This window comes from Roseivirga seohaensis subsp. aquiponti, from assembly GCF_001267955.1.
GTDB lineage: Bacteria > Bacteroidota > Bacteroidia > Cytophagales > Cyclobacteriaceae > Roseivirga > Roseivirga seohaensis.
Genome location: NZ_JSVA01000009.1, coordinates 96,789 through 121,820 on the forward strand (window position 1 = coordinate 96,789; position 25,032 = coordinate 121,820).

The following is a 25,032-nucleotide window of genomic DNA, read 5'->3' on the forward strand; positions in this document are numbered from 1 at the left end:
TCAAAAAAATGCGACCCGCAAATTAATTATTAATTTGAGAAGGAATGGCCGAAAACGAACAAAAAACCAATCAAAAAATTTAATTAACTGAAAATCAATTCAAATTTTTAACGGTTTCAACTCGAGAGGCAATAATTGCAGGACGATAGGATATTAAAATGGTAATAAGAAAAATGCTAACACCCACCATTATAAAATCGGTTACCTCTAATTTAACGGGATAGGCATTCATAACAGCACTTTGCATTCCCATACTGACTAGGCCGAACTTCTGCTGTAAAAGGCAAAGCGCTAAGCCTGCAAGTAAGCCTATTACAGATCCTACAAGTGAAATGATACTGCCTTGTTTCAGGAAAATTTGTCGAATAAACTGAGACGTAGCTCCAAAGGAGTAAAGCACAGAAATGTCTCTCTTTTTTTCTATGGCCAACATTGAAAGGGTAAAAAAGATATTGAACGAAGCAATGGCCATTATAAATGATAGTGTGATGTAGGCAAAAAGCTTTTCAATTTTTATGGCTTTTAGCAAACTAGAGTGAAGTTCATCACTATCCAATACTTCAAATTCATTACCGAGTCTATTTGAAACTTCTTCTTTAATTTTATTTATGCTTACTCCTTCATCGAGGTATAGTTCTATGGAAGTCCGTTTGTTCTCATAATCCATTAAGTCTTGAGCAAAACTCAACGGAACAAACACATAGCTTTCGTTATAAACAGGTTCAATGTTAAAGATAGCAGCAGGCACTATGCTTTTTCGGGTAATTGAATTATTGGTAACAGGCATTCCTGGTCTGAGCTTTTTAGGATAGACAATTTGCATTCCATAGGAATTCACATCAATTCGCAGGCTCAAATTGTAGGCTACGCCTGTTCCTAAAATTGCATAGTTGATATCACCTTCCTTCAGTTTCATTTTCCCTCTAACCAAGAAAGTATCTAACCGATTTACAGAGGTATAGTTGCTATCTACACCTTTGATTTTAGCCACAACTTGTTGGTCTTGAAAAAGAATTAGCGCATTATCTTCAATTACTTCGGTAACTATGTTTACTCCTTCTATGGATTCTACTTTAGCGCGTAACTCAGGAGTCATCTCAAAGGATTTACCTACCGAGGCCTGAATGGTTAGAGGTGCATCAAAGGAATTATAAACGGACCGAACAAAATCCTGAAGACCATTAAAAACGGAGAGCACAACAATAAGTGCGGCTGTACCTATCGCAACTCCAATTACAGAAATCCACGAAAGTACCTGTATAAAGTTCTTTTTTTTCTTTGAAGCGAAATAACGCTTTGCTATGAAACTGGAGAGATTCAAAATTTATTCTTCAGTATCGTTATTGTTAGCAGGAGGAATATTCAGTTTGTTGATAATTTGATCCATTTTCTCAGCCTCTTCCGCAGTACTGTCGACATGGAAAGCAATATGAGGAATGATTCTTACTTCTTTTCCGATACGTTTTCCTAAGCTGCCTCTAATTTTGCTTTTAGCAGCTTCTATTTCTTCCATAATTTTTTCAGCAGATTTAACAGGAAAAATACTGAGGTAAATTCTTGCCAAACCAAGGTCTGGGCTCATGCTTACATCTGAAACCGTAACCAATGAGCCAATAAATTTAGCTGAATATTCTTTCTGAAATATTTCGCTTATCTCTTTTTGAACGAGTTTAGAAAACTTAAGCTGTCTTTTACTTTGGGTCATGCTGCAAATATCTTATTAATTTATCTATTTTCCTTCCTGTGCTTTTTTTGGCTTATTTTACCAACTCATAGTAACTACGACCAAATTGCTTCAATTCTTCAGAAAAAACGATCCGTACCTGCTATTGTTTATAGCTGCCTTCTTGATCATAACAAGAGTTATTTTACTTATTATAGGCTTAGAAGAGTCGACTATTTTGAATAGTTCTTACTTACTAGGCACTGCCTTTAACGAAAATCCCGGCACAGTAATATCCAATTCCATTTCGGCTGGGCCTTTATACACTTTTTTCTCTGGATTGCTGGTCCTTTTATTCAATAGTTCAGTAGTTGCATCGGTAATAGTATCCGCCATACTCGTATTCATACAAGCAGTTATATTTAATACTACACTACAACGGAATGCAGCTTTTGAAGATAATACTTATTTACCTGGTATACTTTACGCTATAATTTTAAGCTCATCTAAAGAGTTTCTATACTTGAGCCCAGCCTTAATGGCCAATACGTTTTTACTATTGGCTACTGATAAAATTCTTATTCACTTAAAGTTTAGAGGCTCTGAAGAGAATATTTTAACCACAGGTTTTTTACTGGGCTTAGGCGCATTGTGCTATGCTCCTTATTCTATCTTCCTGATTTTTACGATCCTTATTTATGTAGTTTATTCGGGCACCTTGGTTAGAAGATATTTCTTAATGACTTATGGCTTCATTTTCAGTTTTCTAATCTTCTGGATTTATTATTTGTGCTTTCAACAAGGCGCTGCCTTTATTGGAAATTACTTTTCGGGCTTGTTCAGAATAAACGTAGTAGATGGAACAGTACTGAATAATATCTTATTAATTTTTGGCTTGCCCTTATTTTTAACTGTTTTATCTGGTGCCCAAAGCTTTCAAGGCGCTGGCCTTACTAATCATCAAATCTTAATTCAAAGAATGATGTTGTGGATGCTAATTTTTGCATTGGTCATTCTCAGGTTAGACAATCAAATGACCCTTTTAACGGTTCAAACACTAGCAATTCCATTAACTTTCTTTTCAAGTCAATTTTTGTTAACCAGAGCAAAACGATGGGTAGCAGACCTCGTGTTTCTATTTTTGGCTACTTCATCAATAACTTTTTTGTTTACTCTTTGACCTTGAGAAGTTAGCTAGCAATTGATTTTGTCAACCCTTTTTTGGTGACGACCACCTTCGAAATCGGTTTCGAGAAACACCTTTACCATTTCTTTAGCTAAATCTAAATCTACAAATCGAGCAGGAATACAAATCACATTTGCATTATTGTGTTGGCGAGCTAACGCGGCCAGTTCCGAATTCCACGTTAAAGCAGCTCTGATTCCTTGGTGCTTGTTGGCTGTCATGCATACTCCATTTCCACTTCCGCAAATGGCAATACCTAAGTCTAGTTCACCAGCTTCAACTTTAGAAGCCATTGGATGAATGTAGTCAGGGTAATCTACCGAATCTGTTGAGTTAGGTCCAAAATCAGTAACCTTAAAGCCTAAACCTTCCAAGTAAGTTATAATTTCATTTTTGTATTCAAACCCTGCGTGGTCTCCACCTATTCCTATGTTTTTCATTCTATTGATTTTTCTGACTTTTCTTTTCTACTCTTCTCGATACTATAATACTCACCTCGTAAAGCAAGGTAATTGGCAGTGCAATTAAAATTTGACTCATGACATCGGGCGGAGTAAGCACCGCAGAAAGTATAAGAATAACCACCAAAGCGTGTTTTCTATACCTCTTCATTAGTGCTGGAGTAACCAATCCTGCTTTAGACAGAAAGTGAGATACTACAGGTAGTTGAAACATAAGCCCACAAGCCAAGGTAAGCATTGTTAACATGCTTACAATCGACTTTATATCGATATTGTTCTCGATTAACTCTGACAATCGGTAATTGGCTAGGAAGTTAATCGATAAAGGAGTTATGATGAAATACCCAAACGATACACCCAGAATAAAAAGAAAAGACACTACAGCAACAGCACCTCTTGAAGCGTTCTTTTCATTACTTTTCAAGCCAGGCTTAATGAACCTCCAAAGCTCCCAAAACACATAGGGAAAACCCAATATCAAACCTATTACGGCCGATGACATGATGTCCATCATGAACTGCCCAGCCATTTCTCTATTCTGAAAAGAAATTGGAATGGAGTCAATACAAAGCTGAGGAGAGCCAATCATTTCTCCCAACTCGCACAATTTCCGATAAGTCCAAAAGTCAGGTTGAGTAGGGCCCAAAATAACAGTACCCCAAACAAAGTCAGTTGAAATATAAGCCAAGAGCGCGAAAACAAAAACAGCAATCACCGATCGCACCAAGTGCCACCTTAACTCTTCGAGATGGTCTAAAAAGCCCATCTCTGTTTTATCATCTAACTGATCTAGTGCCAATTAATTAAGCCTGAAAAAGTGGGAAATCTCGCATCCATGAATTTACCTCGGAGCGAATTGCACTCAATTTCGAATCATTATCATGGTTCAAAAGCGCATGATCAATCATCTTAACAATTCGTTCCATATCCGACTCAATTAAACCTCGAGAGGTAATTGCAGCCGTACCAATTCTCATTCCCGATGTCACAAATGGCGATTTGTCATCGAATGGAACCATGTTTTTGTTTATCGTGATGTCTGCTTTGCCAAGAGTAGCCTCGGCTATTTTTCCAGTAAGCCCTTTGCTTCTTAGGTCAATCAACATCATGTGGTTATCAGTACCACCAGAAATAATCTTATACCCAGAATCAACAAAGGCTTTTGCCATTACATGAGCATTTTTCTTCACTTGAAGAATATAATCCATGTATTGGTCGCTCAATGCTTCACCGAAAGAAACGGCTTTGGCTGCAATTACATGCTCTAATGGGCCACCTTGAGTACCTGGGAAAACTCCTGAATCCAGTAATTGAGACATCATTCTAGGCTCTCCTTTAGGAGTTGTCAAACCCCAAGGGTTTTCAAAATCCTTACCCATCATAATCAAACCGCCTCTTGGTCCTCTAAGAGTTTTGTGTGTGGTGGTGGTTACGATATGACAATGCTCTAATGGATCGTTTAAAATTCCTCTAGCAATTAAGCCTGATGGATGTGAAATATCTGCCAAAAGAAGAGCTCCAACTTTATCAGCAATTTCACGAAGACGTTTGTAATCCCAGTCTCTACTGTATGCAGAAGCACCACAAATAATCATTTGCGGTTTTTGTTCAATTGCAGTGGTTTCAACTTTATCCCAATCAATTAAACCAGTTTCCTGTTCAACTCCATAAAAAGATGGCTGATATAATTTTCCTGAAAAATTTACAGGTGAACCATGAGTGAGGTGACCACCATGAGACAAATCAAAACCAAGGATTCTATCTCCTGCTTTTAAACATGCTAACATTACAGCCGCATTGGCTTGGGCTCCTGAGTGTGGTTGCACATTCGCCCATTCTGCTCCAAATAATTCCTTGATTCTAGAAATCGCTAGCGACTCAACTTCATCTACAACTTCACAGCCACCATAATATCTCTTACCAGGTAGTCCCTCGGCATATTTATTAGTAAGCACTGACCCCATGGCTTCCATAACTTGATCAGATACATAGTTTTCTGAGGCAATTAATTCAAGCCCTTCGGTTTGTCTGTGACGTTCTTTTTTAATAAGATCGAAAATGAGTTGGTCTCTTTGCATGGCTATGGTGTAGTTTTCGCCAAAAATAGGGTAACAAGTTCTAATTACCAACCAAGGTACCCTTGTGAGTCAATATAAAAAAAGAAAGAGGAAAGAATGTTATTTCTGAACACCAACAGCCTCTAGTATGGTGTCAATTACCTGAATATGCGTAAATGGCTTTCCGATATACCCACTCATTCCGCAAGCTTCAATTTCAGCTTTAACATCATTGTAGCTATAGGTGGTGTATGCAAGTATCGGAATTGGATTGTTTTTAAACTCTTCTGTTTCTCTAATTAGTTTGGTGGCCTCAAATCCATTAATGCCAGGCATATGTAAATCCATTAAAATTAAATGGATAGGCTTTGATTTGAAAGCCAGAACAGAATCCTCAGCACTAAGACACTTGAAAGAAGTACCTCCAAACTTGGCAAGAGTTTTGTCTGCCACGGTTAGATTTATAGGATTGTCATCAACAACTAAGATATTGATTCCATCAAGTAATTTTTGATCCGATTGATTAACAATAAATGAAGGCTCATTGGAAAAACTGTCCTCCATGAGATGAATCTTATCATCAATCAAATAGTATGATGTCCCTTTCAATTGCAATGTGTCTCTTTTAACTTTAATGATTTAACAAGGCAAATGTCACCCTTCAAAAACTACTAATTTCAAATTTTCAAAAAAAATCACTTTAAAATCGAAAAAAGTTATAGTTCTTAGGGTCAGAATACAGAACCTCTAAGATCGGTTATTTACCTAAATTCAGTCAAAAAATTGGGGTTTTAAAAAAAATTAAAAAAAAATCACTTTACAAGGGTGACATTTGGAGTTCTAAATCATTAATAAGAGAAGGCATGAGCGAAAGCAGTCTTATCGTGAGGCTAAAGCGTGGTGACCAGCAAGCACTAGAACAGATTTACTCTGAATATAGGCAAAGCTTTATCACGTACATCACAAACACTCATAACTGTTCAGAGGAACAAGCTGTTGATATCTATCAGTATGCTATATTATCTTTCTACGAGAACGTTGTAGATGGTAGTTTTGAGGAAATGAATGCTGCTGGGATCAAAACATACCTTTATTCCATTGGAAAAAATAAATTACTTGGTGATTTAAGGAAAAAGACCAAAATCACTTTTCAAGGGAAATTTAATGATGATGATCTAATACTTGATGAAGACGAATTTGAAATTGAAAAAATTGAAAAATACGACAAGATTAGTGAAGTCATACGCTCAATGGGAGATCCTTGTAAGCGAATTTTAGAACTGTTCTATTTTAACAAACTTTCAGCTGATGAGATTGCTGAAATTATGGGATATAGTAGTGGAAATACAGTTAGAAATTTGAAATACAAGTGTATTCAAAGAATAAAGAAACTAATAGAGTAAATTCCAATGAAGGAGAATTTAGATTTAATTGACGCTTATTTGAATGGCAACCTCGACACCAACGAGATGCTGGATTTTGATGATAGGTTAAAAAGTGATCCTGAATTCCAATTGGAATTTCAAGAAGTAAAACTCATAAAGAATATTACAAGAGAAGAAGTAAAATCAAAAGTACTTCAATCTTTAAAAAACCAAGAAGCCTCAATTCAATCACTACAAATAACTAAAACCCACACTACTATGAAGAAGTACATTTCAATTGCAGCAACTTTGCTTTTGATAGTATCACTAAGTTACTTCGGTCTCTTTAGCGGTACATCAGAAGTTGATGGCTCTAAAATCTTCGGTGAATACTATGAAGCATATACTAACGTAGCTTCAGGTATTGAAAGAGGTTCAGCTGTCGACCTTACAGACTTAAAAAATAGGGCTTACTATGCTTATGATTTAGGTAGTTATGAAGAAGCCGAAAGAGGTCTTACTCAATTAGTTGAAACTGAGAAAAATGCTGACAATTATTTTTATTTAGGCATCTCTCATATTGAAACAGGAAATTTAGATGCTGCTATTAACGATCTAAATGTTGTATTGAATAATTATTCAAAATATACAGATCAAGCACAATGGTATTTGGCTTTAACACTTTTGAAAAATGGATCAACAGATGAAGCTCTATCTAACCTTGTTGACTTAAGCGTTAAAGGTGAATCTTATAAAGAACAGAGCCTTGAAATACTGAAAGAAAAATTCGGATTTAAAAGTTTTGGTGAAATTGATCCAGAGACGGTTGTAGTAGTAGAAGCTACGAAGAGACCAGACCCAGAGCTTGGAACAGACTGGGATGCTCCAGATGGCTCATTCGTTGATAAACGCCAAGTTCAGTTTGGTGTTGTGATGAACTCAAACGGAGAGGCATTTGACTTCTTTAACGATAAACCAATAGATAACCTTAAAGAAGGTGATGTTATCCAGTGTATCGTTCTTACTAAAGGTAAAAAAGGTAAAAAAGGGTACGCTTTCTTACTAGGATAATTTTAGAATTCCATATACACACATATACACACACTTTAAAGCGTCTCAATAATTTTGAGACGCTTTTTGTTTTTAAAAGCCTTGCTCCAACTAAAACTAAATTGAGCTTAATCAAGCAAAGTGTTCTAGAGCTCCATAGAAAAACATTGCCTCTCAACTCCTTTTTATATTATTGAACCAACTAAAAACCTCTATCCGCTTCTGTTGAATCAAATAAGGAAGAAACCTGAATTGAGTATTGCTATTATAAATTTGGCTCATCAATTTGAACAGTTAGTTATAAAGTAAGGTTTCTTTTTCTCTCAGCATATAAAACACGGTCAGAGAAAAAACTGTATTATTTAATAAGTATGGTAAATTGGAGCATCCGAAGGATAAGTGAGCTTGCCAAAAAGGGCGAAGGCGTTCACCTTGAATTTAAGAAAAAGGCCAACTTTCCTGATAAAATAGCCAAAGAGTTAGTCGCATTTGCTAACACCCAAGGAGGAGTTCTTCTATTAGGTGTAGATGATGACGGCACTGTATCAGGAACTCGCGATATTGAAGGAGAAGTATATGTATTAGAACAAGCAATTCGAAACCTCATTTGGCCCAAACTAGAATATGCTTTACAAATTATTAAACTAAATGAGAAAAAAGGAATAGCAGTTTTTGAAATTGAACGAGGCAAGAAATTACCTTTACACCTTAAAGAAAATTTAAATACCAAAACAGGGAAAGCTTACGTTAGGGCTGGTGAACAAAGTTTACAGGCAAGCAAAGAAATGCGTGAAATTTTAAGAAGACGCATAAAAGAAAAGGATACTCAATTTACATTTGGAGAGAAGGAAAGAAAATTAATGGAGCTTTTAGAGTCTAACCAAAACATTACGCTCAAAAATTACGCTCAAGCAGCCAATCTATCCAAATTTATTGCTTCACGGACATTGATAAAATTAGTACTCGCAAATGTACTGGAAATTCAACCTGAAGAAGGTCAAGACTTGTACTTCAGAAAATAACAATTTATAGAACTTTGGAAGAACGGTTGATTAGTAGGGATCGATAAAACAAATAGTATTATGAGAATCAAAAGTTTAATAGTGACATTTATAACAATAGGCCTATGTTTTTCGATGCAAGTGAATGCCCAAAACAAAGAAAAATACGACATAAAAAAGGCTAACAAGACCATAACTGAGTTCAAAAAAGCAGACAATAGCCTAGAAACCTTCTTTGAAAACTCATTTGGTTATGCAGTTTTTCCGTCTATTGGAAAAGGCGGTATCGGTATTGGTGGCGCAGCAGGAAAAGGTGTAGTTTTTAAACAAGGTGAAATGATTGGCGGATCCAACATGACCCAAATCACTGTTGGCTTCCAGTTTGGGGGTCAAGAATACAGTGAAATCATTTTTTTCGAAGATGCGGACAGCTTCAACCGTTTTATCAATAATAAATACCAGTTTGCAGCTCAAGTTTCCGCAGTTGCATTAAAATCTGGTATATCGGCAGACGCAAGTTATACCGATGGTGTAGCGGTTTTTACCCAAGCCAAAGGCGGATTAATGTATGAAGCTTCTATTGGAGGACAGAAATTTAAGTTCGTTTCAGAAAATGAAATGAAGTAGTATCTGACTAAAAATTGTTGAAGCTATTGAAAGGTTTACTAGAGAACAGTAAGCCTTTTTTATTACCTTATTGTAAACTAGAGTTTATAATATTTTTCATTTACTTTGGTAGATTAATTCTACAATATTGATAAAGCAAATATTTTCTCAGCGGAATTTCAATTGGATACTAAAAACAGGCGTCATATCATTAGCCTTAGGCCTAATAATTCTTATTACCTCTTCAGAAAACATTACTCCTGAAAATTTTGGCGGATTTAGCTTTGAGCTCTTCTTTTTTATAGCGGTCCTTTTTGCACCAATTCTGGAGGAAGTAACTTTTAGAGGACAGCACTCTACAAATAACACAATCAAAATTGTTAGTCTTATTGCCATCATTCTGGTAACGATTAGTCAGTATTCCCAGTGGCTCAATTTCACCTTAGGCATAGCCTTGATTATGGTCATTCTTTTAGCCAGAACAGGCCGCTTAAGTCAACCAAAATACTTACCTACATATATTATTCTTAATTCAGTATTATTTGCTTTAGTACATTTAAGTGAGGGAGAGTTTGGACTGAATACTGACACTTTCTTAACCTTTATTCAATTAGGTTCAGGCCTAATCTGCAACTGGATTTGCTTAAACTTTAAACTACGAAATGCCATTTATTTTCATATGAGCTGGAATTTTGTGCTGTTGAGCACTTTGTTTTTTGCTCTTCAATTTCCTTTTGGCAAAAAGATAGTTAAAGAAACTAAACATGGTATACTCAGTTATGAGCAAGTTCCTTATTATGATGGAATACCAAGCAAAACGAATATAAACAGGGAGCAGATAACTCTTGAAGGTCAGGATATTGAAGGCCTATTAAAATATTTAGAAATAGCTGACAAAGGAAAAAGTGCAGACAATTTTCTAATTAATGCACCATTTTTTAGATTCAACTTGAAGTACACCTCTAAGTATGATACAATATTTTACCAAGATTTCTTTGAGGTCTTACAAAGCGAAGAATTAATAACCCTAGCCAAGAAGCCTGAAAACAATCTAAAATAGCTAGAAAGAAACCATTCATCAGGCCAACTGACAATCACAGCAACTTCATAGATGAACTTCGGTTTTCTCTTCTATTTTTACTTTTTGATTAAACTCGTTCTACAAATGAAAAAGCTATCAAAGTTATTTTTTATCGCTTCTCTATTTTTAACTTCTGGGCACTTAACTATTGCTCAACAGCCCGACAATCAATCAGGAGTTACCGAATTATACGATTTTTCGGTAAACCTAAGAGCAGATTACGGAAGCCTATCTCGCTTCTACTCTATTGAAAACTCCCCAGAAAGAAGGTTACGTTTCGAAAATTTTTTTAAAGATCAGCTCTCGAAGCTTGAGAAATTCAATTTCAATAAACTGTCAACTGGTGGTCAAGTGGACTATCTACTTCAAAAGCGATATATAGAAGAAAACTTATTTGATTTATCAGAAGAAGAAAAAGAAGTAACCCAGCTAAAAAAATGGATTAACCCTGCTGAATATCTCTATGAACTAGAAAAGAAACGGAGAAGAGGATTGCACCTGGATAGCGAAAAAGTAGCTGCTGACTTGAACGACATCGCTAAAAAGCTAAAAGTGGCTACTGACGAATTAAAAAAAGAGAATCCAACTTTTTCTAGAGAACTAACCCGTAGAGCAGAACGAACAATACGAGGCCAAAAACGCGCACTCAATAGTGTTTATGATTTTTACAAAGGCTACGATCCGCAATTTACTTGGTGGGTTACAAAACCATATGAAGTATTAGATAAGGCCCTAGATGACTACTCAAAAGTACTCAGTGCCCAAGTTGATAAATCTACTTTGCCTAAAGATGACGGCAGTGGAATTATAGGTAACCCTATTGGAAGAGAGGAATTGATTCGGCAGTTAAAGTATGAGATGATACCTTATTCACCTGAACAATTGGTAGAAATCGCCAATAAAGAGTTTGCTTGGGCAGATGCCGAATTACTAAAGGCTTCAAGAGAAATGGGCTTTGGCAATGACTGGAGAGCCGCCCAAGAAAAGGTGAAAATGTCATTCGTACCTGAGGGGCACCAACCAGAAGCCATGCTGAAACTGTACAATGAGTCAGTAGATTTTCTGAAGAAGAACAACCTACTCACCATTCCACCAATTGCAGAAGAAACCTGGAGAATGAGCATGATATCGCCAGCAAGACAGTTAATCAGCCCTTTCTTTTTGGGTGGAGAAACACTTCAGATTTCTTATCCAACGGATGAAATGAATCACGAAGATAAACTGATGAGCATGCGAGGCAACAACCCTCATTTCTCTCGAGCCACCGTTCACCATGAACTAATCGCTGGCCATCATCTTCAAGGATTTATGAATAACCGAAACAAGGAATACCGTTCATATGGCACTCCTTTTTGGACGGAAGGTTGGGCACTTTATTGGGAGCTTTTACTTTGGGATATGGACTTCCCTCAGTCGCCAGAAGACCGTATAGGCATGCTTTTCTGGAGAATGCACCGTTCCGCCCGTATTATCTTTTCACTTAACTATCACTTAGGTGAATGGACACCCCAGCAGTGTATCGACTTTTTAGTAGATAGGGTGGGACATGAACGCGCCAATGCAGAAGGAGAAGTGAGGCGTTCTTTTGAAGGTAATTACGGTCCACTTTATCAATTGGCGTATATGACAGGTGGCCTCCAGTTTTATGAGCTTAAAAAAGAGTTAGTAGATAGCGGTAAAATGACCATTAAAGAGTTTCACGATGCCGTTTTAAAAGAAAACAGTATGCCTGTTGAAATGGTACGAGCTATATTAACCAATCAGCGGTTAAAGAAAGATTTTAAAAGTAGCTGGATGTTCTATAATAAATAACCTTTTCAAATTATCCTTAAGCCAATTTCTAAACGAGTTTATAGCTTGATTATTAAAGGTGTATTTAATTTTTACCTTTGCGCCTGACTTTAAAAACTAAACGATTATGAAAAACATACTTTCTATTGGTGTGGTAATTCTTTTGGCCACTGCCATTGGATGTAGCAGTGACAATGGTACTATGCCGATTGCCCAAATGAAAACCCAGCAAGATAGTCTTAGCTATGCTTACGGTGTTCAAATTGCAGAAATGCTAAAGCAACAAAACAAAACCCTAGATGCTGACATGGTTGCAGCAGCAGTTAAAGAAGCCTTGGCAGATACTGCGCAACTTTCTTTAGAGCAATGCCAAGAAATTCTTATTGCAGACCAACAGAGAGCAATGGAAGGAATGAAAAATGAAAGTGAAGCTTTTTTAGCCGAAAATGCAACAAAACCTGGTGTACAAACCACGGCTAGTGGCCTACAGTACAAAGTTATTCAAGAAGGAACGGGTGCGTCTCCTAAAGCAGAAGATACGGTAACTATTCACTATACAGGTAAACTTTTGGATGGTAATGTATTCGATAGCTCAGTGGGTGGTGAACCACTTACCTACCCCGTAGGCCAGTTCATCCAAGGGTGGATCGAAGGTCTTCAATTGATGAAACTAGGTGGTAAAATGGAATTGTATATCCCATCTAACTTAGCATATGGCGAAAGAGGTATTAGCGGTGCAATCCCTCCAAATGCTGCTTTAATATTCGAAATAGAATTGCTTGATATTAAGTAGTTCTTTGAAAATTAAGACTTTGAAAGCCTTCTCAATAATTGAGAGGGCTTTTTTGTTGTGTTAGGCTAGAAATCAATATTTTCATCTTCATTCGTCCATTCAAAATTTAATTCTCTACATTTGTGCTACCGCAAGGGTTTCCTGAAAGCTTCGGTTTTCGGAATTAAAAGGGAATCGGGTGTAAATCCCGGACAGTCCCAGCTGCTGTAATCCTACAAAAAAGTGTGTTGCACTTTGCCACTGTTTCAGAATTTGAAATGGGAAGGCGCAACACACTAGGAAAGTCAGAAGACCTGCCATTGCAAAGTTCAACTAAACCACCCTCTGAGGAAGGGCAATAGCATGAAGAAAATTGAAAAACGCAATGCGCACCGCTGGGCGGCATATACCCTGCTGTGTTTATTAATGGTTGGCTTTTCAGCCTGCCAATCCAACTCCAAAAATCAATCTGATTTTCCAGATTTCGATCCGAAAAAAGACTATTTCCCAGAAAAGGTCTCGATTGATCACGCCATTGGTTTTGATGTTGAATACCATAACAACTACAAAATACTCCACCTTTTTAGGCACTACAATGAAGTAGCAGATACCATGAGTTTTTTGTTGGTTCAAAAAGGAACCCCGGCCCCTAAAGGCGTTGATTTACCTGTTATTTCTATTCCTGTCGAAAAAGCAATTTCATTATCTACCACGCATTTGGGAATGTTCGATTTGCTGGACGCACTTGATGAACTTAAAGGAATTGAAAGAAAGCAATATGTGAGCAGCCCTAAGGTAGTCAGCATGGTAGATTCAGGAGAAATCATTGAGGTTGAACCTTCAGGAACACTAAATGTAGAAACCATTATTGAACTTCATCCAGATGTAGTTTTAGGCGTAGGCTATCCTAACTCCCAGAACGAGTCTTTCCAGCAACTCGGGCGCTTAAATATTCCCGTAGTGTTGAATGCCGACTGGCAAGAGGTTGATCTATTAGGACGTGCCGAATGGGTGAAATTATTGGCCGTTCTATTAAATAAGGAAAAGCTAGTTAACGAAAAGTTCGATGCCATTGAAGCCGAGTTTCAGAGCGTTTTAGATTTGATTGCCGAAAAAGTAACAGACGCACCACTGACCATTACTGGCATTGCCCAAGGTGATGCGTGGCATGTATCGGGCGGAAAAAGCTTTGCTTACAACGTACTGAAAGTAGCCAAAGCAGACTACCCATGGAAAAACGATAATTCTACTGGTAGTATTAAGTTAAGCTTTGAAACCGTATATGAAATAGGCCTGAATGCCGATTTCTGGATTGCTCCAGGTGGAGCTAGTACTTTACAGAACATTAGAGACAGAGACCCGCGATATATGGATTTCAAATCCTATAAAAATGGCGGTATTTACAATGTTTTTGGTCGAAATACCGAAGGCGGTGGCAACGACTATTACGAAACTGGTGTAATAGAACCGCACATTGTTCTGAAGGACGTGGTGAAAATTTTCCACCCCGAGCTTCTCCCCGATCACCAATTGGTGTACTACAATCAGCTAAAGTAAGCTATTAATTCCCTTTACTATGAATGCAATCACTCAAGGAAAACGCCTTAGAGCGAAGTCGTTGATCCTATTAGGGTTAATGCTTATCGTTCTTTTCTTACTCGACATCGGTTTGGGTTCGGTACGAATTCCTGTGAGCGATGTGATCAAAACACTTTTGGGGCAACAAATCGACAATAGTGGTTGGCAAGGAATTATTCTGAAAATCAGACTGCCGAGAGCGGTTACCGCTATTTTAGCAGGAGCAGCACTTTCATTGGGTGGTCTTCAAATGCAAACACTTTTCAGAAATCCGCTAGCGGGGCCTTCAGTATTGGGAATTACTGCTGGGGCCAGTTTAGGCGTTGCTGCCGTAATGTTAGCCGCAGGTACAGTAACTACTACTTTTTCTATTCGCGAATTGGGGGTAGACGGAAGCTGGTTGATTATCATAGCCTCAACTTTAGGTGCTGCACTGGTGCTTATGCTTATTCTGGGCATTTCTTTCAAAATCAGAGACAATGTAGTCATGCTTATTGTAGGATTGATGGTGGCAAATATTACCATTGCCGTGGTGAGCATTTGGCAGTTCTTCAGTAATCCAGAACAAATTCAAGAATACATTTTATGGACTTTTGGCAGCTTGGGAGGAGTAACTAATGAACAGCTTGGCGCTTTAGCCATCATTGTAGTCACAGGTGTTATCCTCACTTTCTTCCTTTCAAAAACATTAAATGCGCTGCTATTGGGTGAAGATTACGCCCAAAGCATGGGTCTCAATGTAAAATGGGCAAGAGTAGCCATTATCGCCACTACCAGTATTTTGGCAGGCGCCATCACGGGCTTCTGTGGCCCAATTGGCTTTGTGGGTATTGCAGTGCCACACCTTTCGCGCAGCTTTTTAAATACTTCCGACCACCGCACTTTAGTGCCTACTTGTGCACTGGTAGGTGGAATTCTGATGTTGGTTTGCGACATTATTTCGCAAGTACCGGGCAGTCAAACAGTGTTGCCTGTCAATGCCATTACGGCACTCATCGGTTCGCCTATTGTCATCTGGATCATTATTAAACGCAAGAACCTAAAGACTTCTTTTTAAAAGTAGAATGATGAAAGAGACAAGAATAATACTCAGCACTACAAACCTTACAGTAGGTTACAAAGATAAAAAGGGGGAAAAACCTGTTTTGACCAACCTTAACCTCAGTCTGGAAAAGGGAAAACTTACCTGCTTGCTTGGCACTAATGGCACTGGTAAATCTACTTTGATGCGAACCATTGGAGGAATTCAGAAACCATTGAAGGGTGAAGTCTTCATGCAAGGGAAACCCATCCGATCCATTGATGCGAAATCCCTTTCAAAGCAACTGAGCTTGGTACTTACCGATAGAATTGCACCCGGAAACCTAACGGTTTATGCTTTGGTTTCTCTAGGTCGTTTTCCTTATACCAGTTGGCTTGGAACATTGAGTCAAGAAGATAAAGACATCATTTTTATAGCCATGGAGGCCACTGGAATACTCGAGTTTGCCAATAAGCATATTGGGGAACTGAGCGATGGTGAAAGACAGAAGGTAATGATTGCCCGAACGCTTGCACAAAACACGGAGGTCATTTTTTTAGATGAACCCACCGCGCATTTAGACCTTCCAAACAGGATGGAAATTTTTCATTTGCTACGTGAACTGGCTGTTAAAGGAGATAAAGCTATTCTACTTACTACTCATGAATTAGATATGGCTTTGGCCAATGCCGATCATTTATGGCTTATCAACCAGAATCAATCTATTGACTCAGGCCTACCTGAAGATTTGGTATTGAACGGACTGCTAGAGGAAGCTTTCCAAAGAGATCAACTTCAATTCGATTACGAGCAAGGAACATTTAAAAGGACTTCGACCCAAAGCAAAACAAAGGTTAGGCTTGAAGGTGATGTGATCTTGAAGCGCTGGACGAGAAGCGCTTTGGAAAGGGCGGGTTACGAAGTAACTCCTGACACTTCTGATATAAAAATTAAAATTTCAGGCAGCCTAAAAGCACCACTTTGGCACCTGAATTACAACGACACTACCTATAAAACTATTCAAGAATTATTAATTCAATTAAACAATCAATGAGAACCATTTTTAGAAAATTAAGCATTGCTTCATTGGCAATTTTGACGGCTTCATTTAATCTATTTGCTCAAGAGGAAGGGCAGGTAAGAGACTTGGGAAAAGTTGTAGTTACAGGCAACAAGTTTGAAACCCCCATTGAAAAATCAGGCAAAGTAATTTATAAAATTACTGCCGATGAAATTAGAAACTCACCTGGAAGAACGGTTGCCGATCTTTTGAATCAACTTCCAGGAATTAATATTGACGGTGCTTTTGGCACACCAGGAACGAACCTAGATTATAATATTCGAGGAGGAAGAAACGCCCATACTTTGATATTAATTGATGGACTTCCTATCAACGATCCGTCTGGCATTGCAATGGATTATGATTTGAGGTTACTCAATGCACAGGCAGTTGAATACATCGAAGTACTAAAAGGTGCCGCCAGTACTTTGTACGGAACAGGAGCGGTAGCTGGTGTAATCAATATTAAACTAAAAGCTTCAGCCTCTGAAACACCAAAAGTAACTTTATCACAGTCAATAGGCTCGTTTAGTACTTCCAATACCAATGCCGATGTGCAAGGCAAAGCAGGAAAACTCAGCTATTTAGTAGCTGGAGCTTTCGCCATAAGCGAAGGAATTTCAGCAGCGCAAGACAACGACCCCGCTACCGATTTTGGTGACGATGGTTTTTATCGTTATTCAGGAAGAACAAAATTTGCATACGACTTTTCGGAGGCTTTTAATTTAGGCGCAAACTTCTCATTCGAGAAACTGAGATCAGATTATGATGATGGCGCTTTTGTAGATGCAGATAACGAATTCACTTTGAAACAGACGAGCTTTGGCCTAAACCCAAAATTTAAATACAACAAAGGAAACTTACAGTTGAAGTTCAACCATAACCAAATCAAAAGAGATTTCGTTTCGGCTTACCCTTCAACAAGCGAAGGCGAAAATACACAAGCCGATTTGACTAATGAGTACAGATTTAGCAATCGAGTAAAAACCATAGTTGGGGTTCATTATCAGGGATATAAGTTTGTAGCTGGCGATAACGAACCAGATGCAACCAATATTGACCCCTACTTCAATTTGGCTGTAGATGCCACCGAAGCGCTCACCTTAAACGCAGGGGCTAGGCTCAATATCAACAGCGAATACGGTTCAAATTTCGTTTATAGCCTAAACCCTTCTTACTTATTCAACCTTGGCGGTGAAAGTAAGTTAAAGGCTTTTGGTTCATACTCTACAGCATTCATTTCACCTAGTTTATACCAATTGTTTGCTCCACTCTACGGAAATACTGCGTTGGAACCACAAGAAACTCAGTCGACTGAATTTGGTCTGTCGCTTTACCTTGGCAGAAATTTTACTGTAAATGCAGAATACTTTACGCGTAAAGAAGAAAACGCAATCGATTTTGTATCTCGATTCGACAATGCAGGAAATTATGTTGGCGGAGGTTACGATAACGTAACAGGAACTAGAGAAATCGAAGGTTTCGAAATTGATTTCCAGTGGCAAATTATTGAGCCGCTTTCTTTGAGCGGAAATGTAGCTTCTTACCAATTTGGAAACCCTGCGCAGTTCTATAGAATTCCCGATTTAAAATTAGGTTTCAATACACGTTATGCCATTACATCAAATACAAGTGTTGGAGTAAACTATACTCGTTTTGGCGAACGCGAAGCTGCTATTTTCTCTGATCCTTATTTGGTAAAGCTTGAAGCCTACAATATGGTAGACTTATCTATTTCACATAAACTGTTTGATGGTACACTCACCCTTTCTGGAACAGTAAATAACTTATTGGATGAAGATTTTGTAGGCGTTTATGGTTTTACCACGCGCCCGGCAAACTTTACAATTGGTGTAACAGGTACTTTCTAAGGATTTGAAAAACACCAAACCAACTCATAGCTGTTCTTTTCTTTGCTCTTGGAGCGGGGGAAAGGACAGCTATTTGGCTTTTTATAGGGCGCTCCAAAGGAATGCAAAACCGATGGTACTTTTCAATGTAATGAATGAATATGGCGATAAGTCTAGGTCTCATGGTATTCCGCGCGAGGTACTAGAAGCCCAAGCTGAATGCATTGGTTTGCCCATTGCTTTTATCGAAAGCACTTGGGAAGATTATGAAACTAACTATATAGAAAAGCTAAAATGGCTTAAAACAGCATACCAATTCAATCATACCGTATTTGGCGATATCGACATTCAATCGCACAGAGACTGGGAAGAAAAAGTATCTGAAGCAGCAACGCTAAAAGCCCTTTTACCGCTTTGGCAAGAAGACAGAGAAGCCTTGGTTTTTGAAATGTTGAAGCTGGGGGTTAAAGCGCTTGTGGTTTCATGCAGAACAGAGTTTGCTTCATATATTTTAGGGAAAGTGATTAATGAAGAGCTTGTCCAAGTTTTTCAGGATTTAGACATTGATGTTTGTGGTGAAAATGGTGAATACCACACATTAGTAATAGATGGGCCAGCGCACAAAAAACCATTATTGATTGATAGCTTTGAAATTCAGTCGAATAAAGGCTATTCATTTTTAGATATTAAGAAGGCAAAACGGAGATGAATAAAATGAAAAAAGCAATTTTTAATTGGAGCGGTGGCAAAGACAGTGCCTTGGCTTTGCATTACATTCTTCAACAAAAAGAGTTTGAAATCCTGACCTTAATGACCAGCGTTAATGCTGAACTGGAAAGAATTTCCATGCACGGAGTGCATAAAAACTTGCTACAAAGGCAAGTAGATGCCATTGGCCTTCCTTTGTCAATTATGTCGATTCCTGGCGAAGTTACAATGCCCGAATACGATCGGTTAATGTCTGAAAAAATGGAAGACTTTAAAGCCCAAGGCATAACGCACTCCATCTTCGGTGATATTTTTCTGGAAGACTTAAAAGAATATAGAGAAAAGAGATTGGCTGAAGTTGGGCTGAAGGGACATTTTCCGCTGTGGAAAAGAAATACGGCTGACTTAGTAAGAGAGTTCATCGACTTAGGTTTTAAAACCATGCTCGTTTCGGTAGACGGCAGCAAGCTAGATAAATCGTTTGCAGGCCAAATCATAAACCATGACTTGCTCAAAGAACTTCCGAGCAATGTTGACCCCTGCGGGGAAAATGGAGAGTTCCACAGTTTTGTTTTTGATGGGCCAATCTTTAGCCATCCAGTGGTGTTCGAAAAGGGCGAGGTTGTACCAAAAGAATACACTTTGTCGGCTCAAACCAATGAAAAGGTAACATACTGGTTTCAAGATCTACTTTAACCGTCTACTTTCTCTATTACAAAAGGCATCTGGCCGACAATCTTCATGTTTTAAATTGAACAGGAAATTGCCTTGTACTGTTGGGTTAGAAATTTGATGATGAAAAGCTTAATTAATATTTCAGTACTCTTTTTCTTGCTGGCGCTCATTTCGTGGCCCAATAATAGCTTAATTGCTGTTGAGAATGGCCCTGCCCCAAGTCATAAAATTTGGGATGAACTCCTTAAAAAATATGTAAACGAAGAGGGCTTTATCGATTACAAAGGGATTATTTCTGAGCAAGATAAGTTTGAGAAGTATCTTGATTTGTTAACCAACAATGCTCCATCAAACAATTGGAGCAAGAATGAGAAACTAGCCTATTGGATCAATACTTACAATGCCTTTACTGTAAAGCTCATTATCGATAATTACCCTTTAAAAAACATTAAAGACTTAAATCCAACTTTAAGTATTCCAACCATCCACACCGTATGGACGAAAGATTTTTTTAAAATTGGGGAGGAAGACTTCAACTTAGATCGGGTTGAACATAAAATTCTTAGGGTAGAATTCGAAGAACCCAGAATTCATTTTGCGATTAACTGCGCTTCATTTTCTTGCCCAGTATTAAGACCCGAAGCTTTTAAAGCCGAAAAAATCGAGATGCAATTGGAGGAACAAACCAGGGCTTTTATTAACGATTCACAGCGAAACAAAATCACCAAAAACAAAGTAGAACTGTCAAAGATTTTTAGCTGGTTTGGTGGAGATTTTAAGAAAGACCAAACCTTAATTCAGTTCCTTAATAAGTATTCAGTAGTGAAAATCAACGACAATGCTGATATTGATTTTATGGATTACCAATGGAGCCTCAATGATGCGTCTAAAAAGTAGTTCGGCATTTTTTTAAACCTCTTACCTCTTATTTCGTCTGAAGAATGTGATTATCAGAGCAAAAAAGGGGTTCATTTAGGACTAACCGCAAGAGACTGTCCATTGGCCTTTACGTTTAACTCTAGTTTTCTTATAATTGCTTTTCGAAAAGGGTCGTTTCTTAATATATGCAGCATAAAGGCAAAGTAATTCTGGTTATTCTTACCATGGGTATTTTCGTATCCCTGCTGTCATTATCCCCCGCAAAGCTAGAAACACCTACCGAAAATAAACCCGCAAAACGTACTCTCACCAATAAAGACTCTAACAATCCAGCTTTGGAACCCATCGATAAAATGGCGCAGCGGCTTGTTACCAGTTTAAAGCTTGAAGGTGCAACAGTTGCGGTAGTAAAAAACGAAAAGCTGGTATACGCCAAAGGCTTTGGCTATGCAGATAAAGAGAATAAAGTCACTGTTGAACCTTATCACCTTTTCAGAATAGGAAGTATTTCTAAACTAGTTACTGCCATTGCAATTCTAAAAATGGTAGACGATAAAAAAATTGGCTTAGACGATTATGTTTTTGGAGATAACGGAATTCTGAAAGGTTCTAAATACAAAGGCATTACCAACCGAAACTTCTATAAAATAAAGGTAAAACACCTGCTTAATCATACCGCTGGCTGGAGCCTAATTACTTATGGCGATCCTATGTTTATTCCTGCTAAAATCCATAAAATGGACAAAGCAGCTTACCCAATAGACTTTGATGAAGTAATTCATTTCGTTATTACGCGCCATCTACCATATACACCAGGAACACATTACAATTACTCTAATTTTGGTTACTGCTTGCTTGGTAGAATTATCGAGGAAAAAACAGGCGAGAAATACGAAGACTGGGTTCAGAAAAACATCCTAAGGCCGAATGGCATTACCCACATGCAAATTGCTGGCAATTTTGAAAGCGACCGTCTTAAAAACGAGGTAAAATATTACGACTACAGCCCCGACAACAAGCAGCTGGCCTACACCGGTTCTGGTAAAATGGTAGACAAACCATATGGTGCCGATGATGTTGAAATGCTCGGTCCTGCTGGCGGTTGGGTAGCCAATTCGGTAGACATGATGCGATTGTTGGTCATGGTAGACGGTTACTCTAAACGTTACAAAGATATTTTGAGCAAAGACACCATGGACAAAATGATCAAGGGAGTTGGGGGCGTAAATCAGCCTTTGGGCTGGCGCAGTGTAAGTGGAGAGCATTGGTGGCGAACCGGCACACTTTCAGGCACTTCAGCCTTACTTACCCGCGACCTCAATGGCGTTTCATGGGTAGTAATTTCCAACACCACACCACGCAGAGGTAGCTTTTGGAGCACCAGTCGTTGGGCCATGCGCGAATCCTTTAAGCAAATCAAAAACTGGCCCAGCACAGATCTGTTTGAGGTGAGCGAGTAGACTCATTTTTTTAATTCAATAAGGCTCAAGGAATCAATATATTTGAAATATGAAATTCTTGACTGAAATAAAGGTAGCCTTATGTTTACAATGAAAGTAAAATCTTTAATAGTAGTTATGGCCGTTGTTGTGTCGTCTTGCACAACAGGTAGCTCTGAGTCAAGTATGCCAAATGATAACTGGAAAAGCTTTGATGAAACCATTGATTTTGAAGATGAAAAAGTTGTGCAACTCCCTTTAGATACAAGTACAGGATTTTGGCATTATTCAATGTCAGTGGATGTAATTGATGGAGTTGATGTACTTTCTTTTATCAATCCAATGAACAATGCTATCTACACATACGATTTAATGAACAGTTCTTTAATGGGTAAAACACTGCTAGATAAACAAGGCCCTAATGCTGTTGGGGCACTTAATTTAGCTACGCACAAGCTCGTTAGCCTTGATAGCATGTTTATTTTTAACCTGATGCATGGCGTTATGTATTTGAGCAATGCAGAAGGGAAGATTGTAAAGAAGTCTACGCTAGTTAACTATAAAATAGATGGAGTAATGGGCAATCCTGAGCCCTCTTTATCCTCTCCTATGGTTCTTTTAGGGAATAAACTTTATATAAGTTGTAGTATTGATCAATACGAGGAAAGTTATAAAGCACGAAAAGCCGTGATGACTTACGATTTTTTGACTGACGAAACAGCGTATGTTGTTGATTACCCTGAAACATATAGTCAGGCATATTGGGGACCTGTATTTAAATATATTCCCAGTCTTGATTTAGGATTAGATGGAAAGTCTTTGGTCGCTAACTTCAGCGTGGAACCTAAAATACAAAAAACAAACGACAGGGGTGAACTTCTGTCTACACATTACGAGATGTCGAGTTTTATAGATAAGATTGAACCTCTTGACTCCGACATTAAAACTGCAGTTCGAATCAATCATAACGTGGTTAATCCTGAGAAGAAAGAATATGGTCTCACTAATTCTGACTTTAATAAAATCATTTCAGACCCTTATAGAGGTTATTACTATCGCGTGGCTTATATAAGACCAACGCTAGAAGAGTTTCGTTCTGGAAATACAGTAATTGATTTCTCGATATCAGTCTTAACAGAAGACTTCAAAAAAATAGGAGAGAAATTATTTGACGGATCTATTTACAGGCCTTCTATGATATTCTCAGGAAAGGGCGGCTTGTACATCGGTCGGACTGATTTATACTCCCAAGATGAGGATATTATGCCCTTTTCTTTATTCAAGCTATAGTTTTACTCCCTTTATAAACTTAATAGCAGATCAAGTTTCTCGGAATCAGTAATTACTTGACTCTTTAGTTATTGAGCTCCGATTGGGTATAACTTATTCAACCAATTCCTCAAAAGCCTTTTCCCATTTAGTAAAGTTAAAGTTGGCGGTGGCTTTGCTCATCATGACTTTAATTTCTGCATGATTCAATTGGCCAATGCTGCCTTCGTGGCTATGGTTTACACTGCGTTCGGGCTTAAATTCGCCTCGTTCAATGGCCATGCCGACTTGCTTATACGCATCTCTGAATGGAACGCCAGAAAGCACTAAGCGATTTACTTCTTCTACCGTAAACAGGTAATTGTATTTGTCTTGCTGAATGAGTTGATCGTTAATCGTGATTTTCTCCAACATAAAATCAGCCATGAAAAGGCAATCTTTTAAATCTTGAATGGCAGGGAAAACCACTTCTTTAATTAACTGCATTTCACGGTGATAACCCACTGGTAAATTGGTGGTCATCATGGCAATATCATTAGGTGCCGCCTGTAGTTTATTGCATTTGCCACGCATCAGTTCGAAAACGTCAGGGTTCTTTTTATGCGGCATAATGCTAGAGCCCGTGGTCAGTTCATCGGGGAAACCGATAAAGCCGAAATCAGAGCCCATATAAAGGCATACATCCATGGCAAATTTGCCCAAAGTGGCCGCCACAGCCGCCATTCCAGTCGCCAATGAACGTTCGGCTTTGCCGCGGCCCATCATGGCATACACCACATTATAATTCAAATCTTCGAAGCCCAAAAGCTCCGTAGTCATTTTTCTATTTAAAGGGAAAGAAGAGCCAAAGCCAGCACCAGAACCCAACGGGTTTTTGTTTACTACTTTATAAGCCGCTTCCAGAGCGTATAGGTCGTCCACCAAACTTTCGGCATAAGCCCCAAACCAAAGCCCAAAAGACGATGGCATGGCCACTTGCATGTGCGTATAACCCGGCATTAAAGTGTTTTTGTGCTGGTCGCTCAAACTCATTAAGCGATCGAAAAGCTTATTTGTGCCTTCCACCAAAGCCTTGATTTCGGAACGCATAAAAAGCTTCATGTCTACCAAAACTTGGTCGTTGCGCGAACGGCCACTATGGATTTTCTTTCCTACATCGCCCAGTCGTTCGGTAAGGATAAATTCCACTTGAGAATGAATGTCTTCTACGCCTTCTTCAATCGAAAACTCACCTGTTTGAATGGACTTGAAAATATTTTTAAGCTCCACATGAATGGCCTCTTTTTCTTCCATTGTTAGCAAGCCAATGCTGGCCAACATTTCGGTATGGGCCAAAGAACCCAGCACATCATAAGGTGCTAGATGGATATCAAACTCTAGGTCGCGACCAACGGTAAATCGTTCTACAATTTCAGATACGCGGGTTTCCTTTTGCCAGAGTTTCATGTGCTTCTATTTTGGGCGAAATTAGTAATTCAAAATTAGTGATCTCTGAACTTTCCAAAAGTTTTACTCATTCAG

General features: G+C 38.4%; 25 protein-coding genes and 1 riboswitch. Of the genes, 17 read left to right on the forward strand and 8 right to left on the reverse strand.

The window, feature by feature from the left end; genetic code table 11:
* Positions 1–94: 94 nt before the first annotated feature.
* The 3 genes from OB69_RS09075 to OB69_RS18800 all read right to left on the reverse strand — a co-directional run bounded on the left by OB69_RS09075 (position 95) and on the right by OB69_RS18800 (position 2,071).
* Positions 95–1,321, reverse strand: coding sequence for an ABC transporter permease (locus OB69_RS09075; RefSeq protein WP_071426752.1), 1,227 nt, complete (start codon positions 1,319–1,321; stop codon positions 95–97).
* A gap of 3 nt (positions 1,322–1,324) precedes the next feature.
* Positions 1,325–1,705, reverse strand: coding sequence for a 30S ribosome-binding factor RbfA (rbfA, locus tag OB69_RS09080; protein ID WP_053223406.1), 381 nt, complete (start codon positions 1,703–1,705; stop codon positions 1,325–1,327).
* A 207-nt stretch (positions 1,706–1,912) separates the two neighbouring features.
* Positions 1,913–2,071, reverse strand: a complete 159-nt coding sequence (locus OB69_RS18800; RefSeq protein ID WP_157608527.1) for a hypothetical protein — start codon at positions 2,069–2,071, stop codon at positions 1,913–1,915.
* A gap of 130 nt (positions 2,072–2,201) precedes the next feature.
* On the opposite strand from OB69_RS18800, the gene OB69_RS18805 reads away from it, so the two are divergent.
* Positions 2,202–2,843 carry a hypothetical protein gene (locus OB69_RS18805; RefSeq protein WP_221404868.1) on the forward strand — a complete coding sequence of 214 codons (642 nt, stop codon included), beginning with the start codon at positions 2,202–2,204 and terminating at the stop codon, positions 2,841–2,843.
* Between the two features lie 14 nt (positions 2,844–2,857).
* Here OB69_RS18805 and rpiB read toward each other — a convergent pair whose 3' ends face one another.
* The 4 genes from rpiB to OB69_RS09105 form a co-directional block, all read right to left on the reverse strand.
* On the reverse strand, positions 2,858–3,289 hold the full coding sequence (gene rpiB, locus OB69_RS09090; protein ID WP_185096892.1) for a ribose 5-phosphate isomerase B: 432 nt from the start codon (positions 3,287–3,289) through the stop codon (positions 2,858–2,860).
* A gap of 1 nt (position 3,290) precedes the next feature.
* Positions 3,291–4,109: a twin-arginine translocase subunit TatC gene (tatC, locus tag OB69_RS09095; protein WP_053223409.1), complete on the reverse strand. Its 819-nt coding sequence runs from the start codon at positions 4,107–4,109 to the stop codon at positions 3,291–3,293.
* 4 nt (positions 4,110–4,113) lie between these two features.
* Positions 4,114–5,388 (reverse strand): serine hydroxymethyltransferase, encoded by a 1,275-nt coding sequence (gene glyA, locus OB69_RS09100; protein ID WP_053223493.1) that lies wholly within the window; start codon positions 5,386–5,388, stop codon positions 4,114–4,116.
* Positions 5,389–5,487: 99 nt separating this feature from the next.
* Positions 5,488–5,931, reverse strand: coding sequence for a response regulator (locus OB69_RS09105; protein ID WP_053223410.1), 444 nt, complete (start codon positions 5,929–5,931; stop codon positions 5,488–5,490).
* Between the two features lie 299 nt (positions 5,932–6,230).
* On the opposite strand from OB69_RS09105, the gene OB69_RS09110 reads away from it, so the two are divergent.
* The 16 genes from OB69_RS09110 (at position 6,231) to OB69_RS09190 (ending at position 23,532) form a co-directional block, all read left to right on the forward strand.
* Positions 6,231–6,770 (forward strand): RNA polymerase sigma factor, encoded by a 540-nt coding sequence (locus OB69_RS09110; protein WP_053223411.1) that lies wholly within the window; start codon positions 6,231–6,233, stop codon positions 6,768–6,770.
* 66 nt (positions 6,771–6,836) lie between these two features.
* The gene (locus OB69_RS09115) at positions 6,837–7,802 is read left to right on the forward strand and encodes a tetratricopeptide repeat protein (RefSeq protein ID WP_157608530.1); all 966 of its coding nucleotides are present in this window, start codon (positions 6,837–6,839) and stop codon (positions 7,800–7,802) included.
* A 350-nt stretch (positions 7,803–8,152) separates the two neighbouring features.
* The gene (locus OB69_RS09120; protein ID WP_053223413.1) at positions 8,153–8,803 is read left to right on the forward strand and encodes an AlbA family DNA-binding domain-containing protein; all 651 of its coding nucleotides are present in this window, start codon (positions 8,153–8,155) and stop codon (positions 8,801–8,803) included.
* A gap of 60 nt (positions 8,804–8,863) precedes the next feature.
* Positions 8,864–9,409 carry a lipid-binding SYLF domain-containing protein gene (locus OB69_RS09125; protein ID WP_053223414.1) on the forward strand — a complete coding sequence of 182 codons (546 nt, stop codon included), beginning with the start codon at positions 8,864–8,866 and terminating at the stop codon, positions 9,407–9,409.
* A gap of 127 nt (positions 9,410–9,536) precedes the next feature.
* Positions 9,537–10,448, forward strand: coding sequence for a CPBP family glutamic-type intramembrane protease (locus OB69_RS09130; RefSeq protein ID WP_053223415.1), 912 nt, complete (start codon positions 9,537–9,539; stop codon positions 10,446–10,448).
* 105 nt (positions 10,449–10,553) lie between these two features.
* Positions 10,554–12,281 (forward strand): DUF885 family protein, encoded by a 1,728-nt coding sequence (locus OB69_RS09135; RefSeq protein ID WP_053223416.1) that lies wholly within the window; start codon positions 10,554–10,556, stop codon positions 12,279–12,281.
* Positions 12,282–12,387: 106 nt separating this feature from the next.
* Entirely contained in the window at positions 12,388–13,053 is a 666-nt protein-coding gene (locus tag OB69_RS09140) for an FKBP-type peptidyl-prolyl cis-trans isomerase (RefSeq protein ID WP_053223417.1), read from the forward strand.
* Between the two features lie 117 nt (positions 13,054–13,170).
* Positions 13,171–13,368, forward strand: a riboswitch (cobalamin riboswitch).
* 27 nt (positions 13,369–13,395) lie between these two features.
* On the forward strand, positions 13,396–14,589 hold the full coding sequence (locus tag OB69_RS18470; protein ID WP_053223419.1) for an ABC transporter substrate-binding protein: 1,194 nt from the start codon (positions 13,396–13,398) through the stop codon (positions 14,587–14,589).
* 19 nt (positions 14,590–14,608) lie between these two features.
* Positions 14,609–15,667: an iron ABC transporter permease gene (locus OB69_RS09155; RefSeq protein ID WP_053223420.1), complete on the forward strand. Its 1,059-nt coding sequence runs from the start codon at positions 14,609–14,611 to the stop codon at positions 15,665–15,667.
* A gap of 7 nt (positions 15,668–15,674) precedes the next feature.
* A complete protein-coding gene (locus tag OB69_RS09160; RefSeq protein ID WP_157608531.1) occupies positions 15,675–16,685 on the forward strand; it encodes an ABC transporter ATP-binding protein in 1,011 nt (336 codons plus the stop codon).
* Positions 16,682–18,562, forward strand: coding sequence for a TonB-dependent receptor plug domain-containing protein (locus OB69_RS09165; protein WP_053223422.1), 1,881 nt, complete (start codon positions 16,682–16,684; stop codon positions 18,560–18,562). The genes OB69_RS09160 and OB69_RS09165 overlap by 4 nt, the downstream gene beginning before the upstream one ends.
* A 4-nt stretch (positions 18,563–18,566) precedes the next feature.
* Positions 18,567–19,250 carry a Dph6-related ATP pyrophosphatase gene (locus tag OB69_RS09170; protein ID WP_071426754.1) on the forward strand — a complete coding sequence of 228 codons (684 nt, stop codon included), beginning with the start codon at positions 18,567–18,569 and terminating at the stop codon, positions 19,248–19,250.
* Between the two features lie 5 nt (positions 19,251–19,255).
* Positions 19,256–19,945 carry a Dph6-related ATP pyrophosphatase gene (locus OB69_RS09175; RefSeq protein WP_053223494.1) on the forward strand — a complete coding sequence of 230 codons (690 nt, stop codon included), beginning with the start codon at positions 19,256–19,258 and terminating at the stop codon, positions 19,943–19,945.
* A gap of 96 nt (positions 19,946–20,041) precedes the next feature.
* Entirely contained in the window at positions 20,042–20,821 is a 780-nt protein-coding gene (locus tag OB69_RS09180) for a DUF547 domain-containing protein (protein ID WP_245620796.1), read from the forward strand.
* A 167-nt stretch (positions 20,822–20,988) separates the two neighbouring features.
* Complete coding sequence (locus OB69_RS09185) at positions 20,989–22,263, forward strand: serine hydrolase domain-containing protein (RefSeq protein WP_053223424.1); 1,275 nt, start codon at positions 20,989–20,991, stop codon at positions 22,261–22,263.
* 90 nt (positions 22,264–22,353) lie between these two features.
* Positions 22,354–23,532: a DUF4221 family protein gene (locus tag OB69_RS09190; RefSeq protein WP_185096893.1), complete on the forward strand. Its 1,179-nt coding sequence runs from the start codon at positions 22,354–22,356 to the stop codon at positions 23,530–23,532.
* 93 nt (positions 23,533–23,625) lie between these two features.
* On the opposite strand, the gene argH is transcribed toward OB69_RS09190, so the two are convergent.
* Complete coding sequence (gene argH / locus OB69_RS09195; protein ID WP_053223426.1) at positions 23,626–24,957, reverse strand: argininosuccinate lyase; 1,332 nt, start codon at positions 24,955–24,957, stop codon at positions 23,626–23,628.
* Positions 24,958–25,032 lie beyond the last annotated feature (75 nt).